We start from the raw sequence: 14,728 nt of genomic DNA, 5'->3' as shown, positions 1-14,728 counted from the left end.
GCTGCCCCGCCGTCAGTTCCGCAGGTCGAGCAGCATCACGTCGCGGAGGTATGGGGCCGTGGCTTCGTCCGTGGTCGGGGGGCGGGCCTCGCCGATCTTGCGGTAGCCCCACGCGCGGTAGGCGGCCGCGGCCGCTTCGGCCTCCTGGTGGACCTTCAGCAGCACCCGCTCGGACGGGATGCCTTCGAGCAGCGCCGTGTGCAGCCGCCGCGCTACACCCCGGCCGCGCCACGGCCCGCGCACGGCGAGCTCGATGAGCCCGAAGGTGCGGCGGCCGTCCTCCCGGCGCATCGCGGCGGACACGGGCTCGGTGAGCTCGTCCCACCACACCGCGTCGGGCGGGAGCGCCCAGCCGTAGGCCATGCCGGCCGGTTCGCCGTCCGGGGTACGGGCCAGGGCCGCGCGGAAGGCGGGCCTGCGCGTCTGGGCGGGGAAGCGGAGGCGGGCGGCGGCGAGCTCCTCCTCGGTCTCGTGGTGCGGAGCCTCCGCGAAGGCCTCGGCGTAGACCAGGCCGAAGGCGTCCGCGGCGCGGAGCGCGGCCGGGCCGTCCATGCGCTCCGTCGTGAGGCTGTGCTGCTGCGTCATGCGGTTCCTCCGGGTGTCCGCCAGGGGATGTTGAGCCAGGGGCTCGCCGGGTCGGTGGTCAGGGTGAGGTGGTTGGCCAGTACGCCCGTGTACCAGTCGCCGAACTCCTCCTCGTCGAAGTGCAGGCAGCGCCCCAGGGCGTACCCGGCGGAGAACTCCTCCCACGAGCGGTACGCGGCCCTGGCCGCCTCCCCGGCCTGCCGTACGCCGTGTTCCGCGTCGGCGAGGGTTCCGTAGCGGGTCCCGAGGCCCCAGCGGGCCATCTGCGAGGCCCGGCCGTGGTCCCAGCCCTCCACGGAGCGGACCCAGCCGTCCTCGGGGAGCAGCCCGTCGGCGCGGAAGCGCTGCTCGTAGCGGGCGATGCGGCCGATCAGCCGCTGTACGCCCGCCACCTCGCCCTCCACCTCGGCGCTGGGCCGGGGCGCGGCGAGGGTGACCCCCTCGGGGGTGAGCTGCGGTTCGGCGGCCCGCTCGGCGTTGCGGCGCAGGGCGGTCGCCGCGGCGTGCCGCCAGTGCTCCGGGTCCACGGGCCCGGCGAAGTCGGAGGCGAGGAGGCGGCGCACGCGCAGCGCGAACTCCCAGACGGGGCTGACCATCCCGGCGTCGAGCAGACGGCGCAGCGTGTCGTGCCACTCGGCGGCGGTGGTGATGCCCCAGCCCTTGCGCAGCCGTTCGCGCTCCCGGGTGTAGCCGTTGCCGTGGTAGGCCAGTGCGTTCCAGAACTCCCCGTTGGAGACGGCGAGATGGGCCCCGACGGCGAGCCCGTGCGCGACCGGCCCGTGCAGCGGGCCGCCGACGTGCAGGGCGTGCACGGCTCCGGGGGCGAGCCCCCACACCGGGGCGGCGGCGTCCCAGTGGGCCCGCCAGCGGGCGAGGTCGGCGGGGGTGGTGGTGAGGTAGGCCTCGGCGGGGGAGCCGGGATTCACGGCGAGGTGCGGGGGGTCGGAGGAGTCCCAGGCGTTCGCGAACCAGGCGAGGGACCGGGGCAGGTACACGGTGTGCGGGTCGGGGACGGGGAGCATCCCGCGGGTGTGGACGACGAGGCAGCGCCGGTCGGGGGTGGGGTGGAAGCGCGCGTGCGTCGGCTCGGCGTCGACCTGGGCCCGGGACTGCGCCAGGAACAGCTCGCTGCGGGCGAGGGCGTCGAGGTACCCCGGCCAGTCGCCGCGCGCCTTGGCCTCGTACAGCTCGCGCTCGATGGAACTCGGCGCCGTCCACCCATCCATGCGGGTCAGCCTAACGGGGGCTGCTGTGTCCCCCGTGGGCCAGCTCGGCCCATACGGTCTTGCCGACGACCCGGTCGCAGGAGCCCCAGCGCTCGGAGAGCGCGCTCACGATGTGCAGGCCGCGGCCGAACTGGTCGTCGTCGGACACCGCTCGCGGTTCGGGGCGGCGCTCGCCTTTTGGATCGGTGACCTCGATGCGGAGCACTGCTCCCGTGAGGCGGACCGCGACCCGGAGGTACCGGTCCCACAGCGAGCCGTGCAGCAGCGCGTTGGTCAGCAGCTCGCTCGTCAGCAGCGCCACGTCCGAAGCGAGCTCGGGCTGCCCCCAGGCGACGGCGAGCCACGCGGAGTGCCGGCGGGCCCTCGGCACGGAGTCCTGGCGGGGCGGGTAGTTCCGTACGTCCTGACGCTCCATGGCTGTGCACCTCCGGTACGGGCGGTGGCATGCCGGTGCCGTCTCGTGGACAGCCCGGTGCGCTTCCGCCAACTGACTCTGTGCGGTGAGTACTTCGTCACTGACCGTAGGGCGGGTCGAGCTTGGGGTGCAAGCTAAACCGGGGAAATATCTCCCCAGGGAGTAGTTGTGCGGTTCGGGCCGGGCGGGGAAGACTGCACCGGGTACGAGGAGGTGGATCAAGTGCCCACGGACAATCGGGTATCCACGGTGCTGGCGCGCCGGCTGGGCGGGGAACTGCTGCGCCTGCGGGACGCCGCGGGCCTCACGCAGCCGCAGGCGGCTCAGGTGCTGAGTGCGACGGCGGCCAAGGTCGCCAAGATGGAGCGGGGCTGGGTTCCTTTCCGGGACCCGGACATCGTGGCCCTGTGCACGCTCTACGGAGTGACGGACGAGACGACGGTTCGCAGCCTGCTGTCACTGGCCAAGCTGGACCGTGAGCGTCGCAAGGCCAAGGGCTGGTGGCATCACATGCCCATCGTGGGTGGCCTGGGCGAGTACATCGCGATGGAGGAGGTCGCCACACGCATCCGTACCTGGCACCCCGCACTGGTCCCTGGACTGCTTCAGACCCCGGAATACGTAAGGGCGTTGGGCGTGACGTCCAACTGGTCGCACCCTGACGAGATCGAGGCCCTGGTGACCTCGCGGATCAAGCGACAGGCACGATTGCGGGGCGACTCGCCACTGGAGTTCCACGCGGTGCTGTGGGAAGCCGCTCTGCGCCACCAGGTCGGCGGCGTCGAGGTGATGCGGGCGCAGTTGGACCACCTCGTGCAGATGGCGAAGCTGCCGCATGTCCACGTGCAGGTCCTGCCCTTCCGGGCGGGAAGGCACCACGGCGTCGACGGCTCGTTCAACATCGTCTCGTTCTCGGAGCCCGGGGCGCTGGACGTCGGCTATGCCGAGACCATCGGATCTACCCTGTGGGCAGAAGGGGCGGAGGCGAACGAGGCGTACGGCCGGGCCTTCGCCCGGGTGTCACGGCTGAGTCTCGCGCCGCACGACTCCGTGAGCCTGATAGATGCCATCAGCAAAGGTATGTAAGCCCGTGAACGAATACGAGTTCGTCAAGTCCAGCTACAGCAGCGACCAAGCCAACACGGAGTGCGTGGAGGTGGCCACCAACATCGCCGGCACGGTCGCCGTCCGGGACAGCAAGCAGGGGGACGGGCCGGTCATCCGGGTCGCCCCCACCGCATGGGCTGACTTCGCGGCGGCGCAGGCGGCGTGATCATCCGGACCGCGCGGCTCACGCTGCTGCCGCTGGAGGCCGCGCATGCGGGGGAGATGGCCACCGTGCTCGGGGACCCGGAGCTGCACGGGTTCATCGGCGGAGCCCCGCTCACCGAGCCGGAGCTGCGCACGCGCTACGCGCGGCTCGCCGCCGGGTCGCCGGACCCCGCCGTCACCTGGTGGAACTGGGTGGTGCGGCTCGACGAGGCGGACTGCCTGGTCGGCACCGTGCAGGCGACCGTCGAGGGCGGCGTCGCCGAGGTCGCCTGGGTGATCGGCACGCCCTGGCAGCGGCGCGGCATCGCCACCGAGGCCGCAGCCGGGCTGGTCGGGTGGCTCCGTACGCAGGCGGCGGTCCACGCCGTCATCGCTCACGTGCACCCCGATCACACCGCCTCCGCGGCCGTCGCCCGCGCGTGCGGCCTCGCCCCCACCGACCGGTGGCACGACGGCGAAGTCAGGTGGGAGCACCCGCAACGCCAGTAGGGTGCGGCCATGCGGAGCGGTACGGGTTCGGTCGCGGTGGTCGGTGGTTCCATCGCGGGCTGTGCGTTCGCCACGGCGGCCGCGCGGGCCGGGGCGGCCGAGGTGGTGGTGCTGGAGCGCACGCGCGGGCGGCTCGCGGACCGGGGTGTCGGCCTGTGCGTCCACGACGACCGGGCCGTCGAACTGCGGGAGAGCGGCGCTCTCCCCGAAGGGATCCCCGCGCACCGGCTGGAGCGCCGCCGGTGGGTGGTGCGCGACCCGGAGAAGGGGGACGGGGGCCGGCTGATCTGGGAGCAGCCGTTCCCGTTCCACTCGTACCACTGGGGCCAGCTCTGGCGCGGGCTGCGGGAGGCGGTCCCGGACGCGGTGGTCTACCGGCAGGGCGAGACGGTGACCGGCGTGACCGGGGACGGCGAGGTGCGGCTCGCGGGCGGCGGGGCCGAGCGCTACGACCTGGTCGTCGGCGCGGACGGCTACCGGTCCGTGGTGCGCGCGGCGGTCTGCCCCGAGTCCCGGCCGCACTACGCCGGGTACGTGTGCTGGCGCGGCAACCTCGACGCGGGACTGCTGCCGGCGGACGCCGTGGACCCGCATCCGGCGGCGGTCACCACCGTCTGCTTCCCCGGCGGCACCTGCGTCATCTACCGCATCCCGGGCCCGGACGGCCCCCGGGTCAACTGGGTCCTCTACGCCGCGCCGCCGCGGGACGGGCAGCTCCGCTACGACGACCCGACGAGCTTCCCGCCCGGCGGGCTGACCCCGGAGCTGACGGAGCACCTCGGGGCGCTGCTGGAGCGGGAGTTCCCGCCGTACTGGGGACGGGCGCTGGCGGCGACGGACCCGCGGGACACCTTCGTCCAGCCCATCTACGACCTGGAGACCGCGCGCACCACGGCCGGCCGCCTGCTGCTGGCCGGGGACGCGGCCAGTGTCGTACGCCCGCACAACACGAGCGGCGCCGCGAAGGCCCTCCAGGACGCCACCGCCTTCGCGGAAGGCTGGCGGCGGGCGGACTCCGTGGAGGAGCTGCTGCGCGGGTACGAGGGGGTGCGCGGCGGGACCGGGCGGGAGCTGGTCGCCCTGGCGCGGCGGCTCGGGCGCGCCCAGGTCGAGCGGACCCCGGCCTGGGCGGACATGAGCCCCGACGCGGTGGCGGCGTGGTGGCAGGGTCAGCTCGCGGGGGTGCCGGGGATCGGCGGGCAGTCGATGACCCCGTAGCCGGGGAGGCTGCCCGGCGCGGCGCGCCCGCCTGACGGGGCATCGCCCGAGGGTGACGGTGTCCGTGCAGGTCACGGCCGTACGTAGGCCGGTTGCGCGGCGTGTCCCCGTGGGCGGTGCGGGGGCCCGGGTTGCGGGGTCCGACGGGGTGGCGGTGAGTGGGCTGGGACAGGTCCCATGTCACATCGCCGCGGCACGTCCCCTGCCGCGGCGCGAGGTGACAGTCCGACAGGAGAGCTCCGTTGCACCGCATCACGCGCTACACCGTCCCCGCCGCCCTCTGCCTGACCCTGCTGACCGCGTCCCCCGGTCTGGCGTCGGCAGCCGCGAAGCCGCAGGCCGCCGCGGCCTTCGTCTCCGCCCCGGCCGGGATGGCCGTCCCCGCCGGGAAGGCCATCCCCGGAACCGAGGCGCTGCTCGCCCAAGTGCAGTCCCTGGGAGGGGTCGGCGGACTGCTGAAACCGGTCACCGATCTGCTGGCGGCCGTCCTGAAGTCCCCCGACGGCAAGATCCCGGACGCGGACCTGGCCGCCTTCAAGGAGAAGATCGACGCCGCGATCGCGGAGCTGAAGAAGAGCCTGCCCGCCGCCCCGGCCCTGCCGGTCCCCGTCCCGCCGGTGGACGCCCCGAAGCTCCCGGTGGACCCGCCGGCGCTGCCGGTGGAGGCGCCGAAGCTGCCGGTGGAGGCCCCGGCGCTGCCGGTCGAGGCGCCGAAGCTGCCCGTTGAGGCCCCGAAGCTCCCGGTCGCCGCCCCCGCGCTGCCCGCCCCGGCGCTGCCCGCGCCCGCGCTGCCCGCCCCGGCGCCCAAGCTGCCCGTCTCCGCCCACAAGGCGAAGCGCGCCTTCGGTCCGCTGGACCTGGCCACCGGCGCCATCGACAAGCTCAAGGGCTCCGTCGACGGGCTCACCAAGGCCGCCGGTCCCTGCGGCTGCTCCACGGACGCCAAGGCCAAGGCCACCGACGTGGTGACCGACCTGGTGGCCGCCCTCGTCGCCCTGCTCACCGGCCTCGGCCTGCCGGGTCTGCCCGCGCTGCCCGGACTCCCGGTCCCGGCGCCCGAGCTGCCGGTCCCGGCCCCGGCGCTCCCCGTCGAGTAGGGGCCGGCACGCGGAAGGGCGGGGCGCCGGGGGATCCCCCGGTACCCCGCCCCCGACGGTGTGCCCGTCAGTCCACCGTGCCGAGCGGAATGTCGATGTACGACTCGGAGCCCTCGGGCGAGCTGAGCTCGATCGCGGACGCCGGCTTGTTGGCGTGGGAGAAGAACGGGTCCCGGGTGTCGATGATCAGCTGGAGCTGCCGCCCCGCGCGCAGGACGTAGTGCGCGGGTTGCAGGGCGAAGGTCACGGTGGTGGCCTGCCCCGCCTTCGCGTGGGTGAGGGTGTACGGGGCGTGCGTGATGATGGCGGCCTTGCCCGTGGTCGCGTCGCAGTCCATCAGGTACGCCACGATGGTGGCGCTCCGGTCCTGCGGGGTCACGGTGACCCGCGCCTCCAGGTCGCCCCGGACCTGCATCGCCCGCTCCAGCGGCTCGGTGGTCCAGATCGCCGCGCGCCCGCGGTCGATGTCGGTGGTCGGGTAGACGTGGGGCAGGCCCGCGCGCTCGGCCAGTCCGGTCTGGATCAGCTTCGGGGCGACGATCGCCTCGGTGTCCTCCTCGGCGACCTTGATGGCCCGGGTCCAGCCCGACCGCGCCGGACCCTCGGCCATCCGCGCGTCGCGCTCTCCGGCGGGTGCGTCGCCGAGGTGGAAGCGCCGGGGCGGCAGTGCGTAACTCTCCCAGTCGGGCTGGCGCACGTCGGACAGGAGGTTGTGCATGTATTCGGAGCGGATGCCGAACCGCGGCTGCGCACCGTCGCCGGCCGTGCCCCCGAGGTAGTGGTCCATCCAGCGGTAGGTCATCTCGGTGGGCTTGGAGATGAGGCCCATCAGGCCGGGAAGTTCGGCGTTGCCGTGGTCGCCGACCTGGACGAGCAGCGACTTGTCGCCCTGGAGGCCGGTGAACAGGTCGACGACGGCGGGCACCGAGAAGATCGTCTCGTGCCAGGAGGTGGTCATCAGGAGGGGCGTCCCGGAGGCGTTGTACGCCTCCAGGTAGTGCTGGGGCGACCGTACGCGGGCGAACTCCCGGACCTCGTCGTCGATGACGTCGCCGCGGATCTTCTGGATGACGCCGAGGAACTCCTCCGAGCAGTTCTCCTCCTTGAACAGCCGCACCAGCTCCTCGAAGGCCTTCAGGTGGCGGGTGCCGTTCTCGTACAGCGAGGCGAACAGGTCGCCCCAGGCGCTGGTCGCCGCGACGGCCTTGATCCGGGGGTCCTTCGCGGCCGCGAGGAGGCTCGTCCCGGCCCCGTAGGAGGCGCCGAAGAAGCCGATCCGCTCGGGGTCGACGCCGTCCCGGGCGACCAGCCAGTCGATGACCTCGGTCGCGTCGGTCACGTCCTGCGGCCCGGCGACCTGGATCTTGCCCTGCGAGCCGGCCAGCCCGCGCTGGCTGTAGGCCAGGACGGCGTAGCCGCCCAGGGCTAAGCGCGGGAGCATGCCGAGGTAGGCCCGCCGGCCGAGGTCGCTCAGCGGGGCGGGCATGACGATCGTGGGACAGGTCTGTCCGGCCCCGAGGTTGCGCGGGACGCTCAGCCCGGCGTCGAGCTGGATCCCGTCCGACAGGGTGATCTTGACTTCCTCGTACGCGGCGGTCTCCGTGTACGACTCGTAGGTGTCGGCCAGACCCCACCGGTCCAGGGCGCCGATGGAGCGCGGCGACGGGTCGTTCAGTGCCCGGCCGATCGCCTCGGTCTGGGCGAGGTAGTCGGCGCTGGGTGCGAACGGCTGCTCGGGGGTGCTGTCAACTGGCATGGCTGTGCCCGCCCTTCGTCTGCGGTGGATGGTGCCCGGGATGTGCCGGGGATGTGTGCCGGGGACATGTTCTCCTCGGCGGGATCACCCCGGACGATCACTCCGGGGTCATCACTCGAACGAATGAACGGCCCCTCTCAAACCTGCTGCGGCCCACGGGTTCGGCCCCCGTGCCGGTGTGACCCCGCCCCTCCCGGAGGCGGCGGCCCCGTGCGACCCGCGTGCCGCCGCGCGACCGTACGGACCCCCTTGACGCGCCCTCCGCGCAGGTGGACGCTCCCCGGGCTCGGATCCGTACGGTGCGTTGGGGGGCCGGAATGCCGGAGCAGTCGGAGGGGCGTGTCCAGACGGCGGGAGAGCTGCGGGCCCTGCTCGCGGAGCGCGCGGCGCGGTGGTCGGTGAGCGAGCACCTGGCCGACGGGGATCCCGTGCCGAGACCCGCCCTGGGGCTCGGTGCGGCCACGGCGGAAGCCGGTCTCACCCCTGCCGGGGCGGCGCCCGCGGTGGATCTGCGCAGCCTCGTGGGCCACGCCAGCGGCAATCCGCACCTCACCCGGCGCAGGACGGCGCACGGATTCCTCCGGGGGGCGGACACCGGCGCGAGCGCCCCAGCGCCCGCCCCCGGCCCCGCGCCCGCGCCCGCCCGGCCGTCCGCCGTGGACTGGCGCAGCCGGTGGGGCTGGCCCTGGCTCACCAAGGTGAAGGACCAGAACCCGTGCAGCTCCTGCTGGGCGTTCGGGGCGACCGCCCTGGTGGAGTCGATGGCCCGCATCGAGCACCACGTGTGGGCCGAGCGGTCCGAGGGGGACGTGCACGACGGGCTGCGGGCCACCTGCGGACAGACGGGCAGCCCCGAGGCCGCCCTCGACTGGATCCGGACCAACGGCGGACTCGCCGACCCGGGCTGCTGGCCGTACTCGCCGCCCCCGCCCGGGACCCCCGTCGACCGCCGGGAGGCCTGGCGGGCGGAGTACACGCCGAGCTGGGACCGCTCCGGGCGCACGGTCCGCATCCCGGAGCACGTCCGGCTCGGCGACGTGGAGCAGCAGAAGGTGTGGCTGGACACCGTGGGCCCGCTCACCGCCTGCTTCGACGTCTACGAGGACTTCTTCGGCCTGGGCTCCGGGGTCTACCACCGCACCAGCGACCGCCTGGCGGGCGGGCACTGCGTCCTGATCACCGGCTACGACGACGCGGCCGGCTGCTGGCTGTTCAAGAACTCCTGGGGCACCGGCTACCACGTGGGCGGCCACGGACGGATCGCGTACGGCGAGGTGCGCATCGACGACTGGGCCAAGTGCGGGCTCCAGGGCACCAACATCGACCCGTGGAGCAAGCGCCGCCTGCACACCGGCAACGTCTACGAGAGCGGCAACGGCCGCGCCCACCGCAACTTCGAGCTGGCGGCGCTCGCCGATCCCGCCTCCGCGGGCGGCCCGCTGCGGCACTGGTGGCGCGAGGGCGACGCCCCGTACGCCTGGAACCGGGCCCAGGACTTCGCCTCCGACGCCTCGGGCCAGCCCGCCTTCACGGGGACCACGTACAACCGGAACATGGAGTCGCTGCACGTCACCACCGGCGGCCGGCTGCGCCACTGGTACTACGAGCACTTCGGCGGCGCCTGGCGCGACGGCGGCGCCTTCGGCCCCGGCGACGCGGCGGTCGGCTCGACCCCGGCCTTCATCCAGAGCGACTACGGGGCGCCCGGCAACTTCGAGGTGGTCGTCCGCACCGCCGACGGCCGCCTCAACCACTGGTGGCGGATCAACGGCGCCCCCTGGACCTGGAACGACGGCGGCCGCTTCGGCTCCGGCATCGCCCACTTCGGCCCGGCCCTGGTGCAGACCCGCGCCCGCCACCTCGACCTGGTCGCCACCCGCACCGACGGCCGGATGCAGCTGTGGTGGCGCGACGACCCGAACGGGTTCGTCTGGCGCCCCGGCGAGGTCTTCGGCTCCGGCATCGCCTCCGCGCCCTGCCTGATCGAGGCGCAGTACGGGGCGGCCGACGAGGACACCGCCGGGAACTACGAGCTGTGCGTGACGGGCGCGGGCGGCCGCGTCGAGCACTGGTGGCGCGGCAACGCGGGCGGCGCCGCCTGGCAGCGCTCCGCGGTCTTCGGCCACGACGTGCGGGCGGTCACCGGGATGCTCCAGGGGAGTTTCGGGTTCAACCTGGAAGTGGTGGTCCTGCGCACCGACCGGCAGCTCCAGCACTACTGGCGCGACGGCGCGGGCTGGCACGAGGGCGCGCTGATCGGCCCGGCCTGACCCCGTGCCGGGATCCGGGTACCGGGCCCGGTCCGGGCCCGGCCGGAGAGGAGTCCGCGTGGAGGTGCGCGAAGTGGCGCTCGCCCCCGGTGAGCCGTACGAGCTGCGGCTGACGGGGCGCGGTGCGCGCGGTTACGTCTGGACCTGGCGGGTGACGGGCGACGCGGACGCCGTCACGGTGTCCGAGGGGGCGCCGCTGCCCGTCGCGGAGCCGCCGCTGCCCGGGGCGGGCGTGGAGCGTGTGTACGTCGTACGCGGGCGGGTGGCCGGGCGGGCCCGGATCCGCTTCGCGCAGGTCCGTCCGCCGTATCCGGACGAAGCCCCGTACGACGAGTTCGTCCTGGACGTCGTCGTGTCCTGACGTGCGCCCGGCACCCGTGTCCGGACGCCATGCGGTCAAGGTCCACATCGTGGACGGGCGGCAGGATGCACCTGTCTTGTATCTATGCTGTGCGCATGCCATCCGTCAGTGCCGCCAGTCCTCCCGTGACCGCCGCCGAGCGCGTCTACCAGCACGTCAAGCAGGGGGTCCTCGACCGCCGCTACGAGGGCGGGGTGCTGCTGACCGAGGGCGAGCTCGCGGACGCCGTGGGGGTCTCGCGCACGCCGGTGCGCGAGGCGCTGCTGCGGCTGGAGACCGAGGGGCTGCTGAAGCTGTACCCGAAGAAGGGCGCCCTCGTCCTCGCGGTCTCCGCCCAGGAGATCGCCGACGTGATCGAAACCCGGCTGCTGGTCGAGGAGTTCACCGTCCGCCGGGCCGTGCCCGCCCCGGCCGGACTGCTGGAGCGGCTCGCGGAACTGGTCGAGGAGCAGCGCCGGCTCGGCGACGCGGGCGAGCTCGCGGCGATGATGGCCGCCGACCGGGCCTTCCACGCGGAGATCGTGCGCAGCGCAGGCAACCAGATCCTGTGCCGCCTCTACGACCAACTGCGCGACCGCCAGCTCCGCATGGGCGTGGCCCTGCTGCACGCGCACCCCGAGCGGGTGGAGCGGACGCTGGCCGAGCACCGGGAGATCCTCGACGCCCTGCGCGCGGGCGACGCCGACACGGCCGCCGCGGCGGTACGGGCCCACGTGAGCCGGGTCGGGGAACTGGTGCGGGGGTCCGTCCGATGAGCTCCGCGTCCGCCGCCCCCACGACTCCCGGGGCCTCCGCCGCACCCGCGACACTCGGGGCCGCCGCCCCCGCCCATCCCGTCTTCCGGGATCCGCCGGGCGGCCGCAAGGCGGTGCTCGTCTGGTCGATCGGTGTCGCCGTCTACTTCGTGGCGGTCATCTTCCGCACCAGCCTCGGCGTCGCCGGGCTGGAGGCCGCCGACCGCTTCCACGTGAACGCCTCCGCGCTGTCCACGTTCTCCCTGCTTCAGCTCCTGGTCTACGCGGGCATGCAGATACCCGTCGGCCTGATGGTGGACCGGCTCGGCACCAAGAAGGTGCTCACCCTCGGCGCCGTGCTCTTCACCGCCGGGCAGATCGGCTTCGCGCTCTCCCCCTCCTACGGGATGGCCCTGGCGGCCCGCGCCCTGCTGGGCTGCGGGGACGCCATGACCTTCATCTCCGTCCTGCGGCTCGGCACCCGCTGGTTCCCGGCCCGCCGGGGCCCGCTGATGGCGCAGCTGGCCGGCCTGGTCGGGATGGCCGGCAACCTGATCTCCACGCTGGTGCTGGCCCCCGTGCTGCACGGCGTCGGCTGGGTGCCCGCGTTCGCGGGCAGTGCGGTGGCGGGGCTGGTCGTCCTGGTCCCGCTGGTGCTGTTCCTGCGCGACCACCCGGAGGGCCACGAACCCGCGCCGCGGGCGGCCGCCGGGGCGGGTGGCTCCGGGGCTGCGGGCTCCGGGTCCGGTGGCTCCGCGCCGGGTGGCTTCGTACGGCGGCAGATCGCCGACTCCTGGAAGGAGCCCGGCACCAAGCTCGGCCTGTGGGTGCACTTCACGACGCAGTTCCCGGCGATGGTGTTCCTGCTGCTGTGGGGCATGCCCTTCCTCGTCGAGGCCCAGGGGCTCTCGCGCACCACCGCGGGCGGACTGCTGACCCTGGTGGTCGCCTCGAACATGGCGCTCGGGCTGGTCTACGGCCAGGTCGTCGGCCGCCGGCAGTCCTCCCGGATCCCGCTGGCCCTGGGCACGGTCGCCCTGACCGCCCTGCTCTGGGGATCGGTCCTGGCCTACCCCGGGGACCACGCGCCGATGTGGCTGCTGATCGCGCTCTGCCTGGTGCTGGGGACGTGCGGGCCGGCCTCGATGATCGGCTTCGACTTCGCCCGCCCCGCCAACCCGGCGGAACGTCAGGGCACGGCCTCCGGAATCACCAACATGGGCGGTTTCATCGCCTCCATGACGACCCTGCTCGTGGTGGGCCTGCTGCTCGACGCCACCGGGGACAACTACCGCATCGCGTTCTCCTCGGTCTTCGTCCTGGAACTCCTGGGCATCGCCCAGATCCTGCGCCTGCGCGGCCGGGCCCTGGCCCGCGAACGCGAGCGGGCGGCCGCGCTCGCCCCGCTCGCCCCGGTGGTGCTCGCCTCACCGTCGGCGGCGCCGCCTCCGCCGGCCCCGCTGCCGGCGGCCACCGCCGTGGCCGCCTCCGGGGCCGGCGCCCCCGTCGGCACCCCTGCCGACCCTGGGCCGGCCCGGTGAGGTCCGGCGCCGGCCCGGCATCCGCGTGGGCCCCGTACCGCGGGGGACGGGCCCGGGCGGGACAGACCCCCGTCCTTTCCCGCCCGCTCGTCCGCTCCACGGAGTCGGGTTCCGGCCAACGCGTGCCGAGCCTATGAGGGCTCCGCGCGGCCGGGTGTGCGCCGAGTGCAGGGACTGTTGACAATGCGCGCAACGGGTTTGGCCGCCGGCAGCGGGGCGGATCGCACCGCCGCGCGGCGGAACGCGCTGGGGCTGGCCCCGTAGGTGTCGCGGAACAGGCGGCTGAACACCGAGGCGCGGGTGAACCCCCAGCGCAGGGCCACGGTGTGGACGGGGACGGCGAGCTGTCCCGGGTCGGCGAGGTCCTCGTGGCAGCGCTCCAGCCGGCGCCGGCGGATCGCGGCCGCCACGCTCTCCCCGCGCTCCTGGAAGAGGAGCTGGAGCCTGCGCAGCGAGATGCGGTGCCGGGCGGCGACCACGGAGGGGCTCAGCTCGGGATCGCCGAGGTTGTGCCCGATGAAGATGTCGATCCGGGCCAGCAGCGCCCGCGTGCGGGCCGCCCCGGACGGCTCGGCCCCGGGCAGCTCGACCCCGGGTAGCTCGACCCCGGGCAGTTCGACCACGGACGGCTCGGCCCCCGGCGGCTCGGCCCCGCGCCCGGGCAACTCGACCTCGGCGCCCGACGGCCCGTCCCCGGCGTCCGCCCCGCCGTCCCGCGCGGCGAGGCAGGCACCCGCTAGGTCCACGGCGATGGAGTTCAGCTGCTCCAGCTCGGCCGGCGTGCACTCCTGCCCGTGCGCGGCCAGCGAGCGCAGGTACTGCGCGAGGATCGCCCCCGCGCCCCGGTCGGAGGGGATCCGCACCAGGTCACGTATTACGGAGTCACGGAGAAGTGGCTCAGGATCGCCTCGGCCAGCGCCGGGTCACCCTCCACCTTCACCCGGTCGGCGACGGTGTGCGCACGCACCCGGCCGGCCGCGAGCCGTACGTACGTCTCCCAGTCCATGGTCAGCGTCACCGCGGGCCCCAGGGAGGGGGCCTTGTCGATGGTGCCGCGGCCGTCCGCGTCGATCCGTACGGTCCGCATGAACTCCAGCGCCCCGTGCACGTCGATGACGACGGCCGAGTTCGCGGGCGCGCCCGCCTTCTTCGCGACCACCTTCGGCAGCCCGGACAGCAGGACGTCCCTGGCCACGTAGGCACCCGGCGAGTCCCAGTTCCCCGGCTGCCCGAGGGCCGCCCGCAGGTCCTGCTCGTGGATCCACACGTCGAAGGCGCGCAGCCGCAGCGAGTGCTCCAGGGTGGCCGGCTCGCCCAGCGGGCCGCGGATCATCGTGTCCGGCTCGCGCTTCTCGTTCCGCAGCTGCCGGGAGCGGCGGATGATCGTGTACTCCAGCTCGGAGGTCATCTCGGGCGCGGTGTGGTGGCGCCGCACGTCGACCTGCACCTCCATGTACCGGGAGAACTCGTCGACCACGTGCCGCAGGTCCCGCGGCAGGGTGTGGATCGGCCGGGGGTCGCCGAGCTGCTCGCACTCGATGCCGATGACGTGGGACACGACGTCGCGCACGGACCAGTTCGGGCAGGGCGTCGCCCGGCTCCACTCGCCTTCCGTCAACGGAAGGACCAGCTCGGATATCGCCTCGATGGAGTGGGTCCACGCGTCGGCATAGGGCTGAAGGCTGGGATGCGGATGGACGGTCAACGGGACCCCTCGCGTGCTGTTCATCGGCCTGTTGGCGCGTTAGGTGCATTGGCGCGTTG

14 protein-coding genes and 1 pseudogene are annotated in these 14,728 nt (G+C 74.1%); 9 read left to right on the top strand and 6 right to left on the bottom strand.

Annotated features, from left to right (window positions below):
• Positions 1–12: 12 nt before the first annotated feature.
• Genes ACWCP2_RS11105 through ACWCP2_RS11095 form a run of 3 tightly spaced genes read right to left on the bottom strand, consistent with a single transcriptional unit; the run spans position 13 to position 2,226 of the window.
• Positions 13–585 carry a GNAT family N-acetyltransferase gene (locus tag ACWCP2_RS11105; protein ID WP_450908303.1) on the bottom strand — a complete coding sequence of 191 codons (573 nt, stop codon included), beginning with the start codon at positions 583–585 and terminating at the stop codon, positions 13–15.
• Positions 582–1,811, bottom strand: coding sequence for a DUF1266 domain-containing protein (locus tag ACWCP2_RS11100; RefSeq protein WP_450908302.1), 1,230 nt, complete (start codon positions 1,809–1,811; stop codon positions 582–584). Before ACWCP2_RS11100 ends, ACWCP2_RS11105 begins: the two co-directional genes overlap by 4 nt.
• A gap of 10 nt (positions 1,812–1,821) precedes the next feature.
• Positions 1,822–2,226 carry an ATP-binding protein gene (locus tag ACWCP2_RS11095; protein ID WP_450908301.1) on the bottom strand — a complete coding sequence of 135 codons (405 nt, stop codon included), beginning with the start codon at positions 2,224–2,226 and terminating at the stop codon, positions 1,822–1,824.
• A 222-nt stretch (positions 2,227–2,448) separates the two neighbouring features.
• Here ACWCP2_RS11095 and ACWCP2_RS11090 point away from each other — a divergent pair, with 222 nt between their 5' ends.
• The 5 genes from ACWCP2_RS11090 (at position 2,449) to ACWCP2_RS11070 (ending at position 6,302) form a co-directional block, all read left to right on the top strand.
• On the top strand, positions 2,449–3,312 hold the full coding sequence (locus ACWCP2_RS11090; RefSeq protein WP_450908300.1) for a helix-turn-helix domain-containing protein: 864 nt from the start codon (positions 2,449–2,451) through the stop codon (positions 3,310–3,312).
• 4 nt (positions 3,313–3,316) lie between these two features.
• Complete coding sequence (locus ACWCP2_RS11085; protein WP_450908299.1) at positions 3,317–3,499, top strand: DUF397 domain-containing protein; 183 nt, start codon at positions 3,317–3,319, stop codon at positions 3,497–3,499.
• A gap of 56 nt (positions 3,500–3,555) precedes the next feature.
• Positions 3,556–3,987: a GNAT family N-acetyltransferase gene (locus tag ACWCP2_RS11080; protein WP_450908373.1), complete on the top strand. Its 432-nt coding sequence runs from the start codon at positions 3,556–3,558 to the stop codon at positions 3,985–3,987.
• 9 nt (positions 3,988–3,996) lie between these two features.
• Positions 3,997–5,205 carry an FAD-dependent monooxygenase gene (locus ACWCP2_RS11075; protein WP_450908298.1) on the top strand — a complete coding sequence of 403 codons (1,209 nt, stop codon included), beginning with the start codon at positions 3,997–3,999 and terminating at the stop codon, positions 5,203–5,205.
• Between the two features lie 242 nt (positions 5,206–5,447).
• Positions 5,448–6,302 carry a hypothetical protein gene (locus ACWCP2_RS11070; protein WP_450908297.1) on the top strand — a complete coding sequence of 285 codons (855 nt, stop codon included), beginning with the start codon at positions 5,448–5,450 and terminating at the stop codon, positions 6,300–6,302.
• A gap of 67 nt (positions 6,303–6,369) precedes the next feature.
• On the opposite strand, the gene ACWCP2_RS11065 is transcribed toward ACWCP2_RS11070, so the two are convergent.
• Positions 6,370–8,058 (bottom strand): alpha/beta fold hydrolase, encoded by a 1,689-nt coding sequence (locus tag ACWCP2_RS11065; protein WP_450908296.1) that lies wholly within the window; start codon positions 8,056–8,058, stop codon positions 6,370–6,372.
• Positions 8,059–8,375: 317 nt separating this feature from the next.
• Here ACWCP2_RS11065 and ACWCP2_RS11060 point away from each other — a divergent pair, with 317 nt between their 5' ends.
• From ACWCP2_RS11060 to ACWCP2_RS11045, 4 genes and pseudogenes are all read left to right on the top strand, one after another.
• Positions 8,376–10,328 carry a C1 family peptidase gene (locus ACWCP2_RS11060; RefSeq protein WP_450908295.1) on the top strand — a complete coding sequence of 651 codons (1,953 nt, stop codon included), beginning with the start codon at positions 8,376–8,378 and terminating at the stop codon, positions 10,326–10,328.
• A 58-nt stretch (positions 10,329–10,386) separates the two neighbouring features.
• Positions 10,387–10,689, top strand: coding sequence for a protease inhibitor I42 family protein (locus ACWCP2_RS11055; protein ID WP_450908294.1), 303 nt, complete (start codon positions 10,387–10,389; stop codon positions 10,687–10,689).
• Positions 10,690–10,784: 95 nt separating this feature from the next.
• A complete protein-coding gene (locus tag ACWCP2_RS11050; RefSeq protein ID WP_450908293.1) occupies positions 10,785–11,444 on the top strand; it encodes a GntR family transcriptional regulator in 660 nt (219 codons plus the stop codon).
• Positions 11,441–12,820: pseudogene (locus ACWCP2_RS11045) on the top strand (MFS transporter); the annotation flags it as partial. The gene ACWCP2_RS11050 and the pseudogene ACWCP2_RS11045, both read left to right, overlap by 4 nt.
• Positions 12,821–13,095: 275 nt before the next feature.
• Here ACWCP2_RS11045 and ACWCP2_RS11040 read toward each other — a convergent pair.
• Positions 13,096–13,827 (bottom strand): helix-turn-helix domain-containing protein, encoded by a 732-nt coding sequence (locus tag ACWCP2_RS11040; RefSeq protein WP_450908292.1) that lies wholly within the window; start codon positions 13,825–13,827, stop codon positions 13,096–13,098.
• An 11-nt stretch (positions 13,828–13,838) separates the two neighbouring features.
• Complete coding sequence (locus tag ACWCP2_RS11035) at positions 13,839–14,669, bottom strand: maleylpyruvate isomerase family mycothiol-dependent enzyme (RefSeq protein WP_450908291.1); 831 nt, start codon at positions 14,667–14,669, stop codon at positions 13,839–13,841.
• Positions 14,670–14,728: the final 59 nt, after the last annotated feature.

The sequence above is a fragment of the Streptomyces sp. NPDC002104 genome, assembly GCF_053593795.1.
Note: the sequence above shows the minus strand (reverse complement) of the source record. Positions and strands in the feature narration are given on the sequence as shown.

Excerpts from the sequence above, each read along its gene's own strand:
- ACWCP2_RS11065 (WP_450908296.1), bottom strand. The coding sequence starts at position 8,058 with ATGCCAGTTGACAGCACCCCCGAGCAGCCGTTCGCACCCAGCGCCGAC.
- ACWCP2_RS11100 (WP_450908302.1), bottom strand. The coding sequence starts at position 1,811 with ATGGATGGGTGGACGGCGCCGAGTTCCATCGAGCGCGAGCTGTACGAG.
- ACWCP2_RS11075 (WP_450908298.1), top strand. The coding sequence starts at position 3,997 with ATGCGGAGCGGTACGGGTTCGGTCGCGGTGGTCGGTGGTTCCATCGCG.
- ACWCP2_RS11080 (WP_450908373.1), top strand. The coding sequence starts at position 3,556 with ATGGCCACCGTGCTCGGGGACCCGGAGCTGCACGGGTTCATCGGCGGA.
- ACWCP2_RS11060 (WP_450908295.1), top strand. The coding sequence starts at position 8,376 with ATGCCGGAGCAGTCGGAGGGGCGTGTCCAGACGGCGGGAGAGCTGCGG.
- ACWCP2_RS11105 (WP_450908303.1), bottom strand. The coding sequence starts at position 585 with ATGACGCAGCAGCACAGCCTCACGACGGAGCGCATGGACGGCCCGGCC.
- ACWCP2_RS11095 (WP_450908301.1), bottom strand. The coding sequence starts at position 2,226 with ATGGAGCGTCAGGACGTACGGAACTACCCGCCCCGCCAGGACTCCGTG.
- ACWCP2_RS11050 (WP_450908293.1), top strand. The coding sequence starts at position 10,785 with ATGCCATCCGTCAGTGCCGCCAGTCCTCCCGTGACCGCCGCCGAGCGC.